The sequence below is a fragment of the Pseudomonas sp. NPDC090208 genome (genome assembly GCF_044746785.1).
GTDB lineage: Bacteria > Pseudomonadota > Gammaproteobacteria > Pseudomonadales > Pseudomonadaceae > Aquipseudomonas.
Genome location: NZ_JBIVCU010000012.1, coordinates 135,389 through 155,316, shown reverse-complemented (window position 1 = coordinate 155,316; position 19,928 = coordinate 135,389). Strand labels below are relative to the sequence as shown.

The following is a 19,928-nucleotide window of genomic DNA, read 5'->3' as shown; positions in this document are numbered from 1 at the left end:
GCGGCTTCAACGTGGTGGTGATGGGGATGGTGCCGGCGCGCAATGCGCATGACTCCCCATAACATGGCGCCGGCCACGGCCAGCCACGCAGCGATCAACATCACAATGGTCATTCCGAGGCTCATACGTTCCTCCGGCATCTTCTACTTCGTTCTCTCACTCATCGACAGTCTAGTACGTCTGTTGTTTCTGAAAATTGACCGTTGGTATGACGGCCATGACCGATTTGTTCTATCGATGCGCCACGACTGCGTTTTGGGCTATACCGAGGGCAGCAGCGCCTCTATGATCGGCGTCCAGGCCGGTTGCCCGGCATCAGACAAGTGAGTGAACAACGTGTCGAGAGGGTCTCGAATGGGTGTTTCTGCAAGGAAGGCCGCATGGCTGGCGGTGGCCATGGCGCTGACGCTGGGTGGCTGTTCAAGCGGTCGTCATGACTGGAAACCGGGTTATCCGGCTGAATACAAACGCCTGCCGGACCGGGTGGAAATCAACGCAGTGCCGTTTTTCCGTGGCAAGGCCTACCAGAGCGGCCCGTTTGCCCTGGCCAGCATGCTGACCGTGCATGGCGTGCAGATCACTCCGGGCTTGCTGGAAAAACCGCTGAAGCTGCCGGGTGCCGAAGACAAGCTGGCCCAGAGCATGCCGGACCTGGCCCGTGAATATGGATTCGTGGTCTATCCGGTCGATCACCAGTTGCCGGATCTGCTGGCGCAGGTGTCGGCAGGCTATCCGGTGCTGGTGCGCTTCTCCGAAGGCTCGATGTGGTGGAAAGAGCAGCGCTATGGCGTGCTGGTCGGGTTCAACCAGAACAAGCGCACGGTGCTGATCTACACCGGTCTGGGCCGGCTCACCGTGAGTTTCGAAGAGTTCACCTCCGACTGGAACAATGCCGGCAACTGGGCCGTGCTGGTGCAAGGGCCCCGGCAGCTGCCGGTGCCGGTGGATCGCGACCGCTGGCTGAAAGCGGCCAGTGATCTGGCGCAGGCGGGGCAGGAACAGGCGGCGGGCGAGGCGGTCAAGGCGATCAATAACGCGCATTGAAACGCCACAAACGAGTCGGTCCAGCAGGTTCGGTCCGGCCGATTGTGGGAGCGAATTCATTCGCGAAAAGGACTCCAGTCGACACTGCTTCGTCGTCTGGAACACCGCATCGCGAATGAATTCGCTCCCGCCGGCTTGGCATCCAATGCCGGGTTGCCCCGTCAGAACCCCAACTTGTCCCGCAGGCTGTAATACCACGCACCCAACGCCGTCAGCGGCGCACGCAGTGCCTGACCGCCGGGGAACGGGTAGTGCGGAAGGCTGGCGAACGCATCGAAGCGCTCGGCCTGCCCACGCAGTGCTTCGGCCAGCACCTTGCCCGCCAGGTGGGTGTAAGTGACGCCGTGGCCGCTGCACCCCTGGGAGTAATAGATGTTGTCACCCAGCCGCCCGACTTGCGGCAGGCGCGACAGGGTCAGCAGGAAGTTGCCGGTCCAGGCGTAATCGATCTTCACGTCCTTGAGCTGCGGAAACGCCTTGAGCATCTTCGGCCGGATGATTGCTTCGATGTTCGCTGGATCACGGGCGCCGTAGACCACGCCGCCACCGAAGATCAGGCGCCTGTCGCCAGAGAGCCGGTAGTAGTCGAGCAGATAGTTACAGTCTTCGACGCAGTAGTCCTGCGGCAGCAACGAAGTTGCCAGCTCTTCGCTCAGCGGCTCGGTGGTGATCACCTGGGTGCCGCACGGCATCGATTTCGCCGCCAGCTCCGGCACCAGATTTCCGAGGTAGGCGTTGCCGGCAACGATGATGAACTTCGCCCGGACCTTGCCCTGCGCGGTGTACACCACCGGATTGGCACCGCGCTCGATGCGCACCGCCGCCGATTGCTCGTGAATCACCCCGCCCAGAGACTCGACCGCTGCCGCTTCGCCCAACGCCAGGTTCAACGGGTGGATATGACCGCCGCTCATGTCGAGCATGCCGCCGATGTATTGATCGCAGGCCACCACTTCACGAATCCGGCGCTGGTCCATCAATTCCAGTTGCGTGTGGCCGTAGCGTTCCCAGAGCTTTTTCTGCGACTCAAGGTGGCCCATCTGTTTAGGCGTGATGGCGGCAAATACACCGCCGTCCTTGAGGTCGCATTGAATCTGATACTTCGCGACGCGCTCGCGAATGATGCGACCGCCTTCAAAAGCCATCTCGCCCATCAGTTGCGCCTGTCTGGCGCCGACGGTTTTTTCGATGACATCAATGTCGCGGCTGTAACTGTTGACGATCTGCCCGCCATTGCGGCCCGACGCGCCAAAGCCGACCCTGGCCGCTTCCAGCACCGTGACCTTGAAGCCGCTTTCCAGAAGGAACAGCGCGCTGGACAGACCGGTGTAACCGGCGCCGATGATGCAGACGTCCGTTTCCACCTCGCCCTGCAACGGCGGGCGGGCAGGGACGGGATTGGCGGAAGCGGCGTAGTAAGACTGCGGGTAAGGAGTGTTCGTCATCCTGTAACCTCCGTTTTATATTTTTTACGAATGCACCGATCCTACCTGAGATAAAAATCCGCCACCAGCCGGGCACCCGCCGCTCTGCCAGCATTTACCGGGTTACAGGATAAAAACTTCGGTTATTCAGAGGCTTAGCTGAAAAATCAGGTTGACACAGCTTTCAATATCCGTAGAATGCCGCCCCACAGCAGGCACGTAGCTCAGTTGGTTAGAGCACCACCTTGACATGGTGGGGGTCGTTGGTTCGAGTCCAATCGTGCCTACCAGTTGTAAGCCCCGTACTAGACGGGCTGGAAGATGGCGATCCGAAAGGGTCGCCATTTTTTTGCAAAAAAATTGCCACCAAAAAATGCCTTGGCCTTCGCCGCGATTCCTAGCATGCCGTTCTGATCAAGGTGCCAGTCCGGTGCCCACTTCGCTGTATTGAATTTCCTTCGTCATCTTTTGCCCGCCCTCGATGGCAGGGCGCCGACGCTTTTTCTCTTCCTCTCGTCTCGGCAGGGTCGGTCCCGGCACGCTCTGTTCTGCAAGTCTCTTGGCCACCGCGAACTTGAACAGATTCGTCAGCAGGCCAAGGTGCTTCGTGCAGAAGCGACCTGGCAGCGTACGCAAGCACACCGTCAGGTCGCAGAGCTACAGACGTTTCTCAGTGGATGACGTCAGCCAAAGTGGCCAGCCAGATTAAAAGTCCCGACCCCATGTACGACGCCGACAAGCTGTATGCCATCGATGCTGGCGGAGCCTGAGTTCAGGTGGGCCTGGTAGATGGCAGCACCCTGGTTGCTGTCGATGACGAAGGTGTATACGCCCGTGGTCCCTGTAGCGGCGTTGACTGCCTTCTGTAGATTGGCCGTGGCGCTGGAAAGGTCGGTGGCGTCGAACACCGAGAAGCCTGGAATGGCGCCGAGGTCCTCCAGCAGAATGACTCCGTTGTTGCCGATAGTGATGGTGTCGTTGCCGGAGTCGCTGATGTATTGAAAGCCGTTTGTTTGCGCGACGCTGCCCAGCGTCAGGCTGATGTTGTCCGATGTCGTGTTGAAGTTGTTGATGCTGGCGTAGTGGGTGCTGTCGCTTGTGCCAGTGGTCACATGGGCGCCACCGTTGTTGAAGGTAAACAGGGTGTTGCCGGCGCTGTCGTTTTCAATGACGGTCTTGTTGAAACCACTGCCCGTGGTCGATGCGCCGACCGAGATGTTGACGGTGGAGCCAGCCTGTACGCCCACCGCGGTCAGTGCGCTTTCCAGCGACCCCAGGTTGATGGTGCCGGTGTTGGCGATGTTCATGGTGGCTGAAGTGGCGTTATTGACCGTGAATGCCAGAGGGGAGGCATGGAACACGGCCGCTTCGTCGGCGTTGACGGTGATGTTTGCCGCGCCGCCCGTACCGTTGATGATCAGCTTGGCCCGGTGGGCCGTACCCGTGATGGTGCCGTCGGAGATGTCAGACCCGCTCGCAACGCCGACGGCGTCGATGGCGCTGGATGCGTTCAGTTCCAGATTGCCGGTGAAGTTGGCGACCTTGATGTTGTAGGTGCTGCCCCCGTTGTTGGACACGTCTTTTACATGAATGGCGGCGTTGTTGACGATGTTGAACGTGTTGTAGCTGGTGGTGCTCAGGACGTAATTGTCGACGCTGGCGCTGTCGGTCAGGGTGCCCGAGTTGGTGATGGTGACGGTGTTCCCGGCGGCGGAGCCTCCGGAGGCGACGGCGATGCCGTTGGTCAGCCCGTTGTACTGCGCTGTCGTCATGGTGATCGCGCCGTCGAGCGTCAGCCCCTGGACGTGAAGGGCGGCGGCGCCGTTGACGCCAGTGACATCGACTGTGCCGGTAGCGGCCAGTTTTTCGTTGCTGCTGCCCAGGGACCACGCTCCGGTGTAGGTACCCGTACCGACGGTGATGGTGTCGCCCGTGCCGACGCCGCCGACGCTGGCGGCCGAGTTCCCGGTGAGGGTGATGTTGCTGCCCCCGGCGGCGGCCAGGTTGTAGGTCTGGAAGGCGGTGCTGCCTGCGATATTGCCGCTGTCGGTAATGGTGACGGAAGCGCCGGCCTGAGTGTTCAACGTGCCGCTGAAACCGTTGTACTGCGCGGCCGTCATGCTGATGCCGGGGGCAGTGCCAGTGAGGGTGAGGTTCTCGGCAGTGGTGGCGTTACCACTGTTCAGGCCGCTGAGGTTGGCGCCGTTGCCGGCAACGAGCGTATCGCTGGCGCCGTGCAACGCCCAGGTGCCGGTAGGGGTCAGGCCGTTGATGGAGAGGGTAACGTTGTTGGTGGCATTACCGTCGTCCACGTTCTGCGCTGCGGAGCCCAGGGTGACGCTGTTGCCGGAGACATCGGCCAGCGTCCAGTCCTGCACGTTGGCGGCCAGGGCCTGACCTGCTGCTGCGGTGGTGAGAGTAATGGATACGCCGGTAGTGGCCTGAGTGGTGTCAATGGTGCCGGCCTGGGCTGACGTCATTGTGTAGTCTTGGTTGCTGGAGAGCACAAGGCGAGTGATGGCGCTGGTATCGATGGCCGCGATGTTGCTCGTGCTGCCGAGTGTTGCGGTCACGCTGTCGGCTCCGGTGAACGTACCGGTGTTGCCGATCAGGTTCGTCAGGCTGTCGACGACCGAGATGGTGCCGGTGCTGTGGGCCAACTCGCCCGGGGTGCCGTTCGCGCCGATCTTGCTGATAGCGGCCTCGGCCTGGGTCAGGGTGTAGTTCTGGCCGCTGGTGAGTTGGATGGCAGTCTCGCCGCTGGCATTGAGGCCGGTCAGGTCTTCACCGCTGGCGCTGGCCACGATGATGCTGCTGCCGGCGCCGGCGAAGCTGGTGTTGGCTGCCAGCGCGCTGCTGATAATGAGGGTGCTGCCGGCGGGGACGATATAGCCAGCAATAGGAGCGTCCAGTGTGGTGGTGCCGGTGCTGCTGGTGAAGGTGTAGGTGCCGCCGGTATCGGTGACGGTGATTTCCGCGCCCGCATGGGTGAGGGAGGCAATGTTGCTGCTGTCCTTGGTGATCGTGAGTGCCGGTGCCGCGGGCGGCTCCCCTGGCGAAGTAGATGTTCCGGTGGCAATGATGACGGCATTGCTCAGGCCGTTCTGCGCTGTTGTCAGGCTGCTGTCTGTGGCATCAACGTTACCCAGAAAGTCGCGGGCGTACGCGAACGATGCGGAACCCGCATAACCTGCTTTTTCAGCAGCAGTATCGATTTGCGCGGTGAACGCATTGGCAACGGTCAGTTTGTTGCCGGCTGCCGTGACGTCGCTGAATTGCGCGCCCTTGAGAATGGCATAGGCCGCTGCTGCACTCGATACGTTGCCGGAGGTGATCTGCTCCTGCCAATACGTCAGGCCCGCACCATCGGGTACACGATTGAAGAGGTAGTGATAAATGGCAGTGATGGTCTGCTCGATGGTCATCTGGCCGTAAAGCGATTGGGACTCCTGAGACACCGAGAAGCTGTTCAGGATGCCAGTCAGATCACCTCCTGCGGCATTTGCCTCGGCAGCCCAGTAATCGAGACCGGCCGGGTCCGCAGGGCGACCGAAGTAGGCGATGTAAATCTGCTGAATCGAATCGAGATACTGTGCGGCTGCCATCCCTGCTACTCCTGAGCGTGATATGCGAATGAAGGCAGAACGCTATCACAAAAGTGCATCACCAACGATACACAGACTGAGCACCTGATATACGGGATGGAGTGGGCAGCGGCCGGCGCGGCAGGGCTGCTCAGGCGATTTTCAACCGTTGATCGATGTGGAAACAAAAAAGGGCGAATCGAAAGATTCGCCCTTTTTCGTTTTCAGCATTCATGCCGCAATTACATCTTGACGCAAGCCATCTCAGGCAGGCGTGGCGACCCTGACCGTCTGGGTCATGACCACCAATTCCCAGAGCACCGGCTTTTCCTGGCATACCGCCTGATAGCGATTCTGTGGCGGGAAGGACTCACCCCGTTTCGACACAATTTCCTCACCGCACCCCATGCAACGATAGATGCCCGAAACCGGAACCGCGGTGCCGACGCCGTAGGCGTGGGTCCAGTGATCGTTGTCCGACAGGGTTTCTGTGACATAACCGCGAGTGACGGGACTGACCAGCGCCATCGTAACTTCCTGAATACGTGGATGAAGGCGCAAAGCTACTACTATTGGATCCAATAGCGTTACTGGCACTTTATCCATGCTGGATGGGTAGACAGGCAAGTCGACGCGACGCAGGGCAGCAGGTGTGGCCGCCCTGCGTTCGACGATGATGACAAGGTCGATCTAGCCGCCTACGCCACCTGCGCTGGAGCTGCTGGAGGGGCCTTTGGATTTCGTGCCCCCGCCTGAAGTGTCGCCACCTGGCAGGTCGGCATCATCATTGTGGCCGTTGCTCATGGAGCCTGTATTCATGCCGCTGCGAATGCCGGCTTTACCACCGGCAGGGTCCATTTCGGTGCCCTGGCGTTCTATGTCGCTGCCTTGTACCCGGGGATCGTTACCGGTTTGCGAGGGGGGAGGGCCCATGTCGGGCGAGGTGGAGCCGGCCAGTGCCGCGAATGACGTGCAGGTCAGTGCACAGCCCAGCGCCAGTGCCGCGAGTGATTTGTTCATCAGGTGATCTCCATGTCGTGATGCTTGCCTGATATTGGGCCGCGCCAACACGGACATAGTGCCATCATGGCGACCAACGGCGACGAGGCGCCTTTACGGGGTGTAGGTGTTCTCCATCGACGACGGCATCAACGGCGCGTCACCCAGGCTGCCCTCGATCTGCCCGGCCAGGTAGTAGACGCCTGCCAGCACGCCAAACTCAGGGTTATCGATCAAGCTGCGCTTTTTCTCGTTGAGTGCGCCATACAGGCTGTTGCGCAGTTGTTCTTCCATGTCGGCGCGTTCGTTTTGATGACTGATGGCGCCGAATCCGGCCATGCCCACCGAGATCATCAGACCCGCTACTCTTCCGACGGTTGCGGCGACGGCGCTGGCGGCTCCGCGCGGGGCCAGGCTGGCTTCGAGTTTTTCGCTGGAGTGAATCGCCACCGTTGAAATCCCGGCATCCGGGCGCCCGGCAGCGGGGCCGGCAGCGGCTTTGTGAACATGCTCCAGCAATGCGAGGTAGGCGGGCATTTTTGCCAGCGGTTCGTTGTGCAGCAGTTGGTAGAGGGTGGCACTGTTGCCGGCCGGCGGCGCGAGGCTGATGGCGGGAATCTCGTTCAGGTGGGCGGCGAATTGCTCGGCAGGGATGTTGTAGCGCTGCGGGATGGGTTGCAGTTCCTGACCGAGTAACTGCACGTAATAGGCGGTGGCTTGAGCCATGACGGCATCTGGGTCGATTTCTTCGGACACCGGATCGAGCACGCGCTGGTGATACTGCGTCTGCAGGTAGGCATCCAGTCGTTGTGCGGGCGTTTGCGCGTCCTTACTGCTGCTGAGCTTGTACCAACTGACCTTCACGGTCAGCCATTGCTGGGTCCAGTAGCCGGTAAACCAGGGAATGAAGTCCGACTCGGTACGCTGATAGACGCTGTCCATCCAGGCATCCATGGTCTGCGTGGCGTAACGTCGTGCTGGCGCAGTAGCGGTCTTCGATGCGGCGAGGATTTCCTGATCCACCTGATGCCAGGTTTCCGGAGTAACAGAGGCCGCAGGCGGCGCGGACGATGGCGAGGAGGTGCAACTCGCCAGGGTCAGTGCTGCAGCAATGATCAAGGCGCGCGCATTCACGATGGCTGTTCCTTGAGCGCCCGGAGGGCGGCGGTCTTCTCAGTATAGGCGCGGGAAACATGCCGGGGCCGGTATGCCGCCGCGTGCGGTAGTGGCGGTGAGCGCAAAAAATTCGCATATTCATAGGCTTAGTGCGCAAAAAAGACGTTGACACCTATTTGAATATCCGTAGAATGCCGCCTCACAGCAGGCACGTAGCTCAGTTGGTTAGAGCACCACCTTGACATGGTGGGGGTCGTTGGTTCGAGTCCAATCGTGCCTACCAAACAAATCCGCTCCCTGCCGGGCGGTAACGAAAAGGGCGAATCGAAAGATTTGCCCTTTTTTGTTGTCTTCAATTCACGCTACTTCCTGCCGATGACTGACAGTCGCTGTGGCCCTTTCGTACGGCTGGCTGAATGTTTTCACACACTCTCTTGCGAAAAAAATCCTGATTTTTCAATCAATCGCCTGGATCTTTTGCCACGATGCGCGATCATCAAGTGCATGGATATCGAAAGGAGGTGTGTATGTTAAGTCGGTCACTGACCCTTGCCCTGCTGTTTGCCGTGTCCGGTCCGCTGCTGGCGGCTGACAGCGATACCCCACTGGCCCAGGAGCGGGGCAAGTTTCGTCCGTTGATCATCATTGCCGCAAGCTCAGTGGACCCGACACTGGTGAGTCTGAAAAAGAACCTCGATGAACCCGCCAACAAGGACGCGTTCGCCAAGCGCGACATGGTCCTGTACACCATCGTCAACACGATCGGCCAGCGTAACGGCAGGGACATGGATGCACAGTCGACCATGGCGCTGATCCGCGAGCTGAAACTGGGCGCGCAGGCTCGAAACGAAGCCCAGGTGATTCTGGTCGGCAAGGATGGTGAGAAGAAAATCGACCACAAGGGCCCGATCGATCCGAAGGAGATCTTCAGCACCATCGACCAGATGCCGATGGCGGAGAAAGAGGCCGCAGCGCCGGCACCGGTCGCTCCACCGGCAGAACCCAAGGCAGGCCCCGGCGGCAAGACGGCGAAAGCCGGCAAGGGCGCGCCGGCCGCACCGCCAGTACAGCCTGACGACTGATGAAAGGGCAACTCTGGCGTTGCCGGGCTAGGAGCGATGTTTGGCCAACTGCTAACATCGCTCCTTTTTTATTGAAAGGACTGTCATGAAACACTGGGTGGGAGCATTGGCGCTGGTCGTGCTGGCGGGTTGCATGAGCCTGGACCGCACGCGGTCTGCGGGGCCGGTAAAGGTCTATTCGAGTCAGAAGCCGGCGGTAGCGGTCGCCGAGTGCATCAAAGTCACCTGGGCCAATGTGCAACTGTTCGGCGATGTGGCCGACGTGTTCATGGACAAGGGCAAGCCGGGTGAATTCACGGTCTACACCACCGAAGGCGAGTACTTCGCCGATGTGGCAGGCAAGGGCGGTGCGACCTCGGTCAGCTTCTACGCCAAACCGGGTGCCAAAGTCGTCGACAAGCGCGGCGCGGTACTGGCGACCTGTCTGTAATCTTCCAGCGTTCTACGCGGCGTTCACTCTGGCGAGAGCGCCGCGCAGGCAGCGCGGGTCGGTTCGAATGACGCCGCGCAACTGCAGAAGAGTTATTGCTGCAGGGAAATGGTGGTGTTCGCCAGCTTCGGCTGGTTGAACATGTTCACCAGCACTTCATCGAGCACCGACGAGGCACCCCATGGACGCGGGTCGTTGAGGATCGCCACCACGGCCCAGGTGTTGCCGTTGCTGTCGCGGCTGAAGCCGGCGATGGCGCGGACGGTGTTCAGGGTGCCAGTCTTGATATGGGCTTCGCCACGCAGGGCTGTGCGCTTCAGGCGCTTGCGCATGGTGCCGTCCATGCCGGCCAGCGGCAGCGAACTCATGAACTCCGCCTGATAGGGGCTGTTCCACGCCGCTTGAAGCATTTGCGCCATCTCCCTTGCGCTGACCCGCTCGGCGCGGGACAGGCCGGAGCCGTTCTCCATCACCAGATGCGGCGCGGTAATCCCTTTCTTCGCCAGCCACTGACGGACGACCCGTTGTGCCGCCTTGGCATCATCGCCGTCGGCTTCGTTGCGGAACTCGGAACCCAGGCTCAGGAACAACTGCTGGGCCATGGTGTTGTTGCTGAATTTGTTGATGTCGCGAATGATTTCCGCCAGGTCCGGCGAGTAGGCCTTGGCCAGCAGCTTGGCGCTGCCCGGCACGACATCCAGACGGTCCTTGCCGAGAATGGTGCCGCCCAGCTCCTGCCAGATCGCCCGCACGGCGCCGGCGGTGTAGGTCGGGTGGTCGAGCAGCGACAGGTAGGTCTGCGAGTTGCAGCCATCACCCAGCTGGCCGGACACAGTCACCGTGATGCCACCGTCGGTATCCGGTACCGGGTTGTACAGCACGTCACCCGTGCATTTGTTCGAGGACAGCGCCTTGACCTGATTGTTGATGCGGATCGCCGCAATCGGTGGCTCCACCGCCACCAGAATCTTGCCGCCGTCGTTACGGGTGACGAAGCGCAAGGCCTTGAGGTTGACCATCAGCGAGTCGGGACGCACCAGGAACGGTTTGTTCTTGTCGTTGCCATCGTCGTCGAACACCGGCAGTTGCGGCTGGATGAAGTGGCTACGGTCCAGCACCAGATCGCCGGTCACCTGCTGCACGCCATTGGCACGCAAGTCACGCATCAGCAGCCAGAGCTTCTCCATGTTCAGCTTGGGGTCGCCGCCCCCTTTGAGGTACAGGTTACCGCGCAGCACGCCGTTGCTCAGGGTGCCATCGGTGAAGAACTCGGTTTTCCACTGGTGGGTCGGGCCAAGCATTTCCAGTGCAGCGTAGGTGGTGACCAGTTTCATGGTCGAGGCCGGGTTGACCGACACGTCGGCGTTGTACACGGTCGGAGTGCCGGGACCGGTCAACGGCAGCAGAACCAGAGAGAGGGCATTGTTTTCCAGCTTGCTGGCCTTGAGCGCTTCCTGAACCTTGGGTGGCAGCGCGGTATTCACGGGGGCAGCGGAGACGGAAAGGGAAATCGGCAAAAGCAGTGTGGCAAGAAACAAAGGACGCAAAGACTTGATCATTCAGTAAAACCCTACTGCAAGAGGGGAGACAAAGAGGGGATGAATTCCCTCGTAACGTAAAAATGGAAGCTTGAAAAATGCCCAGGCCATGAGCCGAAACATCGCTTCTCAATAAAGCGGCATTATGCCCCAAGCATTCGTGACTTGCGCCGGGAAGCGGCCGTCAAACGCCGCTATTTTTTCAATTGACCGACAATTGTCGCCTTGGACGCCGGTTTTCTGTGCCAACTCGTCAGATCCCGGGCACGAGGCTCGGGCTTTTGTTCGGCCAAACTGGTAGAGTGCCGCCCGATATTTACTTTTGAGGATTGTTTTCATGGCGACTAACCGCTCCCGCCGTCTGCGCAAAAAACTGTGCGTGGATGAATTCCAGGAACTGGGCTTCGAACTGAACCTGGAGTTCAAGGAAGACCTGGACGACGCGGCGATTGACGCTTTCCTCGACGCCTTCCTGGAAGACGCGATGGATGCCAACGGTCTGGATTACGTCGGCGGTGATGACTACGGTCTGGTGTGCTCGGCCAAGCGTGGCTCGGTCACCGAAGAGCAGCGCGCCACTGTCGAAAGCTGGCTGAAATCGCGCAGCGAGCTGACCAAGATCGAAGTCAGCCCGCTGATCGATGCCTGGTACCCTGAGAAGCCGATCAACCCGGTAGCCTGAGTGCTGCCGAACCGTTGAACGCTCGGGTATGAGAAGGGGAAGCCACGGCTTCCCCTTTTTTGTGCCTGTCCGATTTAGTCGACCGGCTGCCGATGCCGCAACAAATCCTCTTCCAGTACGCCCATGGCGTTCTCCAGTGCCCGGGTGTGCTCGTCGAGCCGGTCGATGTCGATCTCGTTGCCGGTCTGTTCCAGTTGCTCGCACAGTCTGATGACCTCTGCGGCGCTGATGATGCGCGCGGCGCCCTTGATCTTGTGCGCGATATCCCTGATCTCCCGAGGGTCGCCACGCCGGCTGACTGCGAGCAGTTCTTCACGGTCGTCATGAACACTGCAGAGCAACTGACGGATCAGGTGCTGGATCATTTCCGGTCGGTTACCTGTCAGGGCGACGATGCTGGCCATGTCGAACGGCTTGGGCGCTGGTGCATTGGCCGCTTGCCGGGGCGCATGCACCTCCACGCGTGACAGACGATCATTGAGCGCCGAAAGGCTGATGGGTTTGAACAGGCAGTCATCCATTCCGGCGTCCAGACAGCGTTGTTTTTCTTCCGGTTGAGCATTGGCGGTAAATCCCAGCACCACGCAAGGTTCCAGGCCGTGCTGTCGTTCGTGGGCACGTATCGCCAGCGTCAGGTCGTAACCGTTCATGACCGGCATGTTGCAGTCGACGATCACCAGATTGAAATCGCGCTGCAGCCATTTTTCCAGGCCCTCTGCACCTTGCTCTGCCACTTCACAGTGATGACCGAGAAAGCCCAGTTGCTGGCACAGCAGCAGGCGATTGGCCGGATGGTCGTCGACCACCAGAATGTCCAGCGTGGCACTGCTGCGTTCTTCCGGTTCACGGGCTGGCGGCTGGCTGGCGAGCGGGTCCAGCGAGGTCAGTTCGAACGCCATTTGCACACGGGTGCCCTGACCGGGCCGACTGTCCAGTGTCAGCGTGCCGCCCATCATCTCGCACAGGCTACGGCAGATGACCAGGCCCAGACCTGCGCCGGTCCGAGCCAGTTGTCCGCTGTTGTCGGCCTGAGCGAAGGGCGCGAACAGGCGCTTCTGGTCGTCTTCGGTAATGCCGATGCCGCTGTCCTGAACCTCCAGATGCAGGCGCAGGCGCTGCTCGTCGTCGGTGTCCTCTGCCTGCAGGCGGATTCTGATCTGGCCCTTGGGGGTGAACTTGATGGCGTTGCTGATCAGGTTCGACAGGATCTGTTTGAAACGCAGCGGATCGATCAATACGTCGACGTTGCTGCGGCCGTCGAGATCCAGTTGCAGAACCAGGCCTTTCTGCCGGGCCAGGCCGTCGAAGACCCTGACCACGGACTCCACCAGTTGCCGCAGGTTGGCCCGCTCCGGGCTCAGGGTCAGGCGTCCGGATTCGATGCGCGCGATGTCGAGAATGTCACCGATCAGTTCCAGCAAATCCCTGGCCGAACTGTAGGCGACTTCGATGGCGGGGCGGTCCAGTTGTCCCTGATCGGCGCGCTTGAGCGCCAGCTCCAGCATGCCGATGACCGCGTTCATCGGGGTACGGATTTCATGGCTCATGGTGGCAAGGAACGTGCTCTTGGCGCGGTTGGCGTCATCGGCCTGCTGCTTGGCCGACTGCAGCTCTCCGATCAGTTCGAGGCGTTCGCTGATGTCGATCCAGCCGCCGATGATGCCCTGCACCTTACCGAGGGAATCGCGGAACGGCAGGATCCAGTGGTAGATGGTCAGGGAGCGGTCGCCGATATGCAGCGAGCGGTCGAGAATCAGCGGCGTGCCGTTTTCCATCACCTCCTGATAATCGGCGACGTATTTGCGGGCTTCCTGAACGTCGCTGAGCACGCCGTCGAGGATGGTCTTGCCGATGACCTCGTCGCGCTTTGCGGAAAACGCAGTGAGGTAGCTGTCGTTGCACATCTTCAGCAGCCCCATGTGATCCCGCACGTAAATGGGGTGCGGCGTGCCGTTGACCAGTGCGCTCATGAACTCGAACTGGTCGTTCAGGGCGCGCTCGGCGCGTTCGCGTTGCTTGATCTGGCGGCGCATCCAGGCGTTCCAGGCCAGCGAGCCGAGCAGCAGCAGGCCGGCTCCGACAATGATCTGGTAGATCAGCCGCTCGTAGTTCTGCCAGGCGCCGCTGCCCGGTGGCACGTAAGTGCGCCAGCGGTTGTTGATCACCGTCAGGTCCTCGGGGGCGATGCTGGACAGCGCCTTGTCGATGATGGCACTCAGTTCCGTGGCATTGCGAGAGGTGGCCATGACGATGCGCGAGGGCTCCAGCCCCACGGTCACGCGCATCTGCAGGGTGTCCTGCAGGGTGCGGGAGGCCAGGAAGTAGCTGGCGTTGAACAGTGAGGTGATCGCGCCTTCGACCCGGCCATGGGTGAGCATGTCCAGCGCCTGAGCGGGATTGTCGACTTCCACCGGGTAGATCTGCGGGTAGGCCTGACGCAGATATGGCAGGACCGGGCTGCCCAGCGTCAGGACGACTCGCCTGCCAGCCAATTGTTCGAGGTTGGAAGGGGCGTTCAATTCCTTGCGTGTGACGAGCACGAAGGTGCCGTCCATGTAGGGACGGCTGAAGTTGAACTGGTTCTCGCGTTCATCGCTGGCGATCATGGCGCCGATCAGATCGGCCTGGCCCTGTTTGAGCTGGTTCATCATGTCATTCATGCTGGGGGCATGGTTGACCTGGAATCTGAGCCCGGTGCGCAGCCTGATCAGGTCCAGCAGGTCTGCGGTGGCGCCGCGGAAATTGCCGCTGGCATCGAAAAAGGTCAGCGGTGCGTAGGCATCGTTGACCACCACGCGCACGACCGGATGCTGCGAGATCCAGCGTTCTTCGCGTTGGGTCAGTTGCAGCTTCTGATCGGTCAGCGTGAGGTCACTGCCGGCACCCCAGCGTTTGGAGATGGCGATCCGTTCTTCGAGGGGGATGCCTTTGATGACCTGATTGACGATGTCCAGCAGCATGGTATTGCCGGCCTTGACGGCAAAGCTGAAGCCATTGGGTTCATGTTTGCCGAAATTGGCCATCTGCACATTGTTCAGATAGCTCTTGTTGATCAGGTACTGGGTCGAAATCATGTCACCGAGGAATACGTCGGCCTGATTGAAGGCCACGGCATTGATCGCGCTCTGAAACGACGGAAACGTCTGTAATCGGGCCTTGGGGTAGAGCGCACCGATCACATCGGGCGGCAGGTAGTGATAAAGCATGCTCAGACGCAGGCCGTTAAGCCCGTCGGTGAGCGGTCGGGTTTCGCCCAGTCGGGTCACCAGTACCGGTTGGTCCACCGCATAGGGCGATGACAGCTGGATATCCTGTGAGGGCGCTTCGTAACCGTTGGCGCTACCCAGCAGGTCAATATCGCCGCGCGCCAGTGCAGCCATGGCCTGCTCACGACTCTCGTAACGCAATACCTTGACCGGCAGGTCCATGGTGCGACCGAGTATGCCTGCGTAGTCAGCGGTGAAGCCTTCGTAATCGCGACCGGTCAGGGTCAGGTCGAACGGCGGATAATCCGGTGCCGAAGTGCCCAGCACCAGCTCGCGCTTGTTGCGTATCCATTGCCATTGAGTCCGATCCAGCGTGACATCCATGTGGGCTGGATTGGAGCGACTCAGCAGGGTGTAGCGTTCAGCCGTCGTATCGTCCGCCAGAGTTTCAACACTCAGGCAGACAAACAGGGCGGCCATCCAATAGTCCTTTAACCCCTTGAACATCCTTTTTCTCACACTAACGCGTTGCGTTTTGCCATCTCGATAAGTTCTACCAGGGTTCTGGCCTTCAGCTTCTGCATCAGTCGAGTCTTGTAGGTGCTGACTGTCTTGTTGCTGAGAAACATGCCCTTGGCGATTTCCTTATTTGTCCGGCCTTGGGCGAACAACTGCAGTACCATCAGCTCGCGGTCGTTGACCAGCTTGAATCTTTCAAGTTCGGTAGGGTCGCCATCTTTCAGAGCAGATGTCGAAAGTGCCTGGCTTGGGAAATAATTGTAGCCGGATAATACTGCTTTCACCGAACTGACCAGTTCGCTGAGATCTTCCTGTTTGCACACATAACCTGCCGCACCGGATTGCATGCAGCGAATGGCAAACAGGCTGGGTGCTTGTGCAGTCAGGACCAGAATCTTCGAGGGCAGGTTCATCGAGCTGAAGCGGGCCAGGACCTCCAGACCATCAAGCTTGGGAATGCTGATGTCGAGAATGATCAGGTCGGGCATGCATTCGCGGACCATCTGCATCGCATCGACACCGTTGTCGGTTTCCCCCACGACTTCGTAATTTTCGTTTTCCAGCAACATTCGGATGGCCAGTCGAATGACAGGATGGTCGTCGATAATAAAAACTGAGTTCATTGTTAAATCCATAGCGGGCGGCGAAGAAAGCGCGCACCTTATCGCAGTTGTTCCGGTACGCACATAAACATGGCTGTATATAGGAAAGTTCCTACGTGAATTAGCGTATTGGCGTACGTTAATGGCCGGGTTGGCAGCAATGTTTAAACGCGTTGTGGTTCTAAAGAAAAGAGTATCAAAAAAGATTATTTATTTCGTTTTGGAATGATCCTACGTCAGCATCAGGTCGAGACTACGTCGGTGCATCAGTCCGGCTTGATTCGGCAATGATGAAAGAGCGGTTTCGTTTTCGCACTCAAGATGCAGAAAAAAGCGGCACTCATGATCAGCATTCACAGGGTGCTGTGGCGAGCAGACTCAATAATTCCAGCGCGTTGAGCGGTTTATGCAGGCAGCCCAGTAATGGGAGGCCTCTTTTGCGAGCGTTGTTTTCAATGGCTGTCAGCTGTGATGCGTCGACTCCGCTGAGCAGAACCGCGTTTTCGACAAGTCCTTTACGGGTGGCAATTTCAATCAGTTCTATTCCGCACATGTCGGGCAAACGCTGGTCGCACAGCAGCAGATCGTAATTGCCGGCGTTGCGTTCCAGTGCACTCAATGCTTCGGAAGCAGTCATCGCAGGGGTCAACCGATAGATGCCATGGTTGTTCAGCAGAATCTGCAGGGCGATCAGCTGAAAAGGGTGATCCTCTACCAATAAAATCCGAAGGTCTTGTTTGGGCATCTGAGCGTCCAGTCAATGCGGTGAGAGCGAAGGGCATCAAGGCGCTGGCGGATTGCCTGCGATACCGGGGCCGGTAAGGGTGTTCGCATTGCAGGCAAGTCCTGGCTCGTGTCGTCCCATGCGTAGAACTGGCGGGATTATTCGGCAGTGATGTGAAGTTGGCGATAAGGCATTTCCGACCGGCGTGTAGGACGGATCCGAAGTTTCTATTCCGCTTTCCTGGACTTAAGAAAAGAAATGCCCGAGTTCTCATAGGAAATCGGGCATGTGTCAGTAGCCAAAGGGGCTCACGGTGGGCTTGAGCGTCCGGTCATCTCTCGCGCCATTTCGCTGGCGTAGCTATCGGTCATGCCGGCGATGAAGTCGATGACCCGAAGGAAGGAGGTGTGCAGCGGCCACTGCGGGTCGGGGGCATTATTGCCCAGCAGGTCGAGGATGCGGCGGCTCTTGAATGACGGCGTATGGCCGCCATATTGTTCGAGCGCTGCGCCGCAGAAGGCATTCAGCAGGATTTCCAGGGTGGTGTAGGCGCCGATTTCATGCAGAGTCTTGCGCTTGTCCTGGAAGATCTTTTTCCGTGCCATGTCCTTGGCGCTGAGCACGCAGCGCTTGGCCGGGCCGTGCATGTGTTCCACCAGATCACCCTGCAAGGTGCCGGCGAGCAGGGCGTCCTGCTGTTCGACGAAGGCGCGGGCAGCGGCGTTGGTCAGGTGCTCGATGGCCTTGCCACGCAGGATCGCCAGTTTGCGACGACGTGAATCACCGGGGCCGAGCTGTCGATAGGTTTCCGGCAGATCGTCGCCTACCAGCCCGAGCAGCAGCGACTCCACCTCCGGATAGGTGAGCAGGTCCATTTCCAGACCGTCTTCCAGGTCGATCAGTGCGTAACAGATGTCGTCAGCCGCTTCCATCAGGTACACGAGTGGATGGCGTGCCCAGCGCTGTTCTTCAAGTTGCGGCAGACCCAGGCGGCCGGCGATCTGTTCAAGCAGTGGCAGTTCGCTCTGATAGCAGCCGAACTTGTGCTTCTTGTAGCCCATGGAGTCGGCGTGTCGGGCGGTCCACGGGTATTTGAGGTAAGTACCCAGGGTGGCGTAGGTCAGCCGCACACCGCCCTCGAACTGGTGATATTCCAGCTGCGTCAGTACGCGAAACCCTTGGGCATTGCCCTCGAAATTGAGGAAGTCGTTACGCTCGGCGTCGCTCATGGCGTCCAGCCAGCCGCGCCCGGCCGCCTGCTTGAACCAGTTGCGAATGGCGTCCTCGCCGGAGTGGCCGAAGGGCGGGTTACCGATGTCGTGGGCCAGGCAGGCCGACTGCACCACCATGCCCAGGTCGCTCGGCTCGCACCAGTCGGGCAGGGCCTTGCGCAGTGTCTCGCCGACCCGCATGCCCAGCGACCGCCCGACGCAACTGACCTCCAGCGAATGAGTCAGGCGCGTGTGGATGTGATCGTTGCTGGTGACCGGATGAACCTGGGTCTTGCGCCCGAGGCGGCGAAAGGCGCCGGAAAAAATGATGCGGTCGTGGTCCTTGTGGAAGGGACTGCGCCCCAGTTCTTCGGGGCTGTGCAAGGTTTTGCCGAGGCGCTCGCGGGTGAGCAGGGTGTGCCAATCCAAGGCCGTACTCCATCGGGTGAGGAACGGTCCTAGCTTCCCGGTTCACCCGCCCGCCTGCAAGCACAAGATTCAGGCCGCTGTTCAGAATCCAAGGGCGTCGACATCGATCAACAACAGGCGCTGACCGTTATCGAAGAACTGGCCGGCGGTCAGGCAATACTGGTTGCTGGTGGCGTCGCGATAGGTGTTGGAAAGCGTCAGGCGTCGCTCGTGCCAGCCTTCGGCAAGCAGGTGATAAAAGTATGGGCGCCACGACCAGTTGTGTCCCAGATAACGGGTGTCGGCGACCCATGCGCCCTGACGCCATTCCAGGTTCGGCGTGAGCTGGGTGCCATGGCGGTCGCACTGATAGAAACGCAGCAGCCACGGGTATTCGCGCACATCGGGCAGGTCGCTCAACGGTGCGTTGCCTTCGGCCCAGCCCTGCAGCCGCGTCATCAGGTGGCTCAGCTGTTTGCGCAGGTTCATCAGGCGTTCGCGTTCGATGACTTTCTGCGCCACATAGCGATCACGCAATTCGGCGAAGCGCTCAACGAAGGCCGTGGCTGCGAAGAACTGCGGATGTGCCTGGGCAAACAGAAAGCCCTGCACATAACGCGATCCGCACTCCAGCGCGAAATGCAGTTCGGCCTCGGTTTCCACGCCCTCGGCAATGATCCAGCAGCCGGTTTTTTCGGCCATCTGTGCCAGAGCCTTGACCACATCGCTGCTCGGACCACCACGGGCTGCGGCCTGAAACAGGCGCATGTCGAGCTTGAGAATGTCCGGTTGCAGCGCCAGCACCCGATCCAGTTGCGAATAACCGGCACCGAAATCGTCGATGGCGATGCGCGCGCCGGCGTTGCGATAGCGCGCCACCACATCGGCCAGGCGCTGGCTGTCGCCACCCAGTTCGGTGATTTCGAAGACGATCCGCTGCGGCGCGATGCCGTGCTGTTGCAGCTGTTTGAGACTGGGCAGCGGTTGACCGGGGCGCAGGCGGCTGATCCAGCGCGGCGAAATGTTCAGGCTCAGAAACCAGTCGGCAGGGGCTTCATGCAGGCGACTCAGGGCGTCATCGCGGATCTGCCGGTCGAGCCGGCGCAGCTCCGCAGCGGGGCGTTTCGGGTCGGCGAACAGTGGCCCGACGCTGTGCAGGCTGCCATCCTCCTGACGCAGGCGCCCCAGCGCTTCCATACCGGCGATACGGCCTGTCGCGGTGTCGATGAACGGCTGAAAACAGGCTAGCGGTTGCCCATCGATCACGTGGCCTCCTTAAGGGTTATTGGCATTGTTATGCAAAGCAAAGGTCGCACTGCTGCCCCCTACGGAATGCGGGGCAGCGGTGCGGATCAGGTT

17 protein-coding genes and 2 tRNA genes are annotated in these 19,928 nt (G+C 60.0%); 7 read left to right on the top strand and 12 right to left on the bottom strand.

The annotated features are described in order from the left end of the window. Positions 1-42 precede the first annotated feature (42 nt). The gene (locus ACIPL0_RS20405; RefSeq protein WP_400598912.1) at positions 43-327 is read left to right on the top strand and encodes a hypothetical protein; all 285 of its coding nucleotides are present in this window, start codon (positions 43-45) and stop codon (positions 325-327) included. A gap of 27 nt (positions 328-354) precedes the next feature. Continuing rightward, entirely contained in the window at positions 355-1,044 is a 690-nt protein-coding gene (locus ACIPL0_RS20400) for a cysteine peptidase family C39 domain-containing protein (RefSeq protein ID WP_400598615.1), read from the top strand. Positions 1,045-1,205: 161 nt separating this feature from the next. On the opposite strand, the gene ACIPL0_RS20395 is transcribed toward ACIPL0_RS20400, so the two are convergent. Further along, positions 1,206-2,489, bottom strand: a complete 1,284-nt coding sequence (locus ACIPL0_RS20395) for an NAD(P)/FAD-dependent oxidoreductase (protein WP_400598618.1) — start codon at positions 2,487-2,489, stop codon at positions 1,206-1,208. Between the two features lie 192 nt (positions 2,490-2,681). Here ACIPL0_RS20395 and ACIPL0_RS20390 point away from each other — a divergent pair. Continuing rightward, positions 2,682-2,758: transfer RNA gene (locus ACIPL0_RS20390), tRNA-Val, on the top strand. Positions 2,759-2,882: 124 nt separating this feature from the next. Here ACIPL0_RS20390 and ACIPL0_RS20385 read toward each other — a convergent pair. The 5 genes from ACIPL0_RS20385 to ACIPL0_RS20365 all read right to left on the bottom strand — a co-directional run bounded on the left by ACIPL0_RS20385 (position 2,883) and on the right by ACIPL0_RS20365 (position 8,185). Next, positions 2,883-3,104 carry a hypothetical protein gene (locus tag ACIPL0_RS20385; RefSeq protein WP_400598620.1) on the bottom strand — a complete coding sequence of 74 codons (222 nt, stop codon included), beginning with the start codon at positions 3,102-3,104 and terminating at the stop codon, positions 2,883-2,885. Positions 3,105-3,151: 47 nt separating this feature from the next. Further along, positions 3,152-6,073 (bottom strand): DUF4214 domain-containing protein, encoded by a 2,922-nt coding sequence (locus ACIPL0_RS20380; protein WP_400598622.1) that lies wholly within the window; start codon positions 6,071-6,073, stop codon positions 3,152-3,154. 243 nt (positions 6,074-6,316) lie between these two features. Beyond that, positions 6,317-6,580: a protein L gene (locus ACIPL0_RS20375; protein WP_400598624.1), complete on the bottom strand. Its 264-nt coding sequence runs from the start codon at positions 6,578-6,580 to the stop codon at positions 6,317-6,319. A 162-nt stretch (positions 6,581-6,742) separates the two neighbouring features. Continuing rightward, positions 6,743-7,072 (bottom strand): hypothetical protein, encoded by a 330-nt coding sequence (locus tag ACIPL0_RS20370; protein ID WP_400598626.1) that lies wholly within the window; start codon positions 7,070-7,072, stop codon positions 6,743-6,745. A 93-nt stretch (positions 7,073-7,165) separates the two neighbouring features. Then, the gene (locus tag ACIPL0_RS20365) at positions 7,166-8,185 is read right to left on the bottom strand and encodes a hypothetical protein (RefSeq protein WP_400598629.1); all 1,020 of its coding nucleotides are present in this window, start codon (positions 8,183-8,185) and stop codon (positions 7,166-7,168) included. Positions 8,186-8,373: 188 nt separating this feature from the next. Here ACIPL0_RS20365 and ACIPL0_RS20360 point away from each other — a divergent pair. The 3 genes from ACIPL0_RS20360 to ACIPL0_RS20350 all read left to right on the top strand — a co-directional run bounded on the left by ACIPL0_RS20360 (position 8,374) and on the right by ACIPL0_RS20350 (position 9,679). Then, a tRNA-Val gene (locus tag ACIPL0_RS20360) sits at positions 8,374-8,450 on the top strand. A 244-nt stretch (positions 8,451-8,694) separates the two neighbouring features. Next, on the top strand, positions 8,695-9,249 hold the full coding sequence (locus ACIPL0_RS20355) for a DUF4174 domain-containing protein (protein ID WP_400598631.1): 555 nt from the start codon (positions 8,695-8,697) through the stop codon (positions 9,247-9,249). Between the two features lie 85 nt (positions 9,250-9,334). Beyond that, on the top strand, positions 9,335-9,679 hold the full coding sequence (locus tag ACIPL0_RS20350; RefSeq protein ID WP_400598633.1) for a 2-oxoacid ferredoxin oxidoreductase: 345 nt from the start codon (positions 9,335-9,337) through the stop codon (positions 9,677-9,679). 92 nt (positions 9,680-9,771) lie between these two features. On the opposite strand, the gene dacB is transcribed toward ACIPL0_RS20350, so the two are convergent. Beyond that, positions 9,772-11,238: a D-alanyl-D-alanine carboxypeptidase/D-alanyl-D-alanine-endopeptidase gene (gene dacB / locus ACIPL0_RS20345; RefSeq protein WP_400598635.1), complete on the bottom strand. Its 1,467-nt coding sequence runs from the start codon at positions 11,236-11,238 to the stop codon at positions 9,772-9,774. 316 nt (positions 11,239-11,554) lie between these two features. Here dacB and ACIPL0_RS20340 point away from each other — a divergent pair, with 316 nt between their 5' ends. Then, positions 11,555-11,899: a YggL family protein gene (locus ACIPL0_RS20340; RefSeq protein ID WP_400598637.1), complete on the top strand. Its 345-nt coding sequence runs from the start codon at positions 11,555-11,557 to the stop codon at positions 11,897-11,899. A 74-nt stretch (positions 11,900-11,973) separates the two neighbouring features. Here the strand turns inward: ACIPL0_RS20340 and ACIPL0_RS20335 are convergent, their stop codons facing one another. From ACIPL0_RS20335 to ACIPL0_RS20315, 5 genes are all read right to left on the bottom strand, one after another. Continuing rightward, a complete protein-coding gene (locus tag ACIPL0_RS20335; RefSeq protein WP_400598639.1) occupies positions 11,974-15,585 on the bottom strand; it encodes a transporter substrate-binding domain-containing protein in 3,612 nt (1,203 codons plus the stop codon). 35 nt (positions 15,586-15,620) lie between these two features. After that, positions 15,621-16,247: a response regulator gene (locus ACIPL0_RS20330; RefSeq protein ID WP_400598641.1), complete on the bottom strand. Its 627-nt coding sequence runs from the start codon at positions 16,245-16,247 to the stop codon at positions 15,621-15,623. Positions 16,248-16,572: 325 nt separating this feature from the next. Next, positions 16,573-16,971 carry a response regulator gene (locus ACIPL0_RS20325; protein ID WP_400598643.1) on the bottom strand — a complete coding sequence of 133 codons (399 nt, stop codon included), beginning with the start codon at positions 16,969-16,971 and terminating at the stop codon, positions 16,573-16,575. A gap of 287 nt (positions 16,972-17,258) precedes the next feature. Continuing rightward, positions 17,259-18,590 carry a deoxyguanosinetriphosphate triphosphohydrolase gene (locus ACIPL0_RS20320; protein WP_400598645.1) on the bottom strand — a complete coding sequence of 444 codons (1,332 nt, stop codon included), beginning with the start codon at positions 18,588-18,590 and terminating at the stop codon, positions 17,259-17,261. Between the two features lie 81 nt (positions 18,591-18,671). Then, a complete protein-coding gene (locus tag ACIPL0_RS20315; RefSeq protein WP_400598647.1) occupies positions 18,672-19,835 on the bottom strand; it encodes an EAL domain-containing protein in 1,164 nt (387 codons plus the stop codon). Positions 19,836-19,928: the final 93 nt, after the last annotated feature.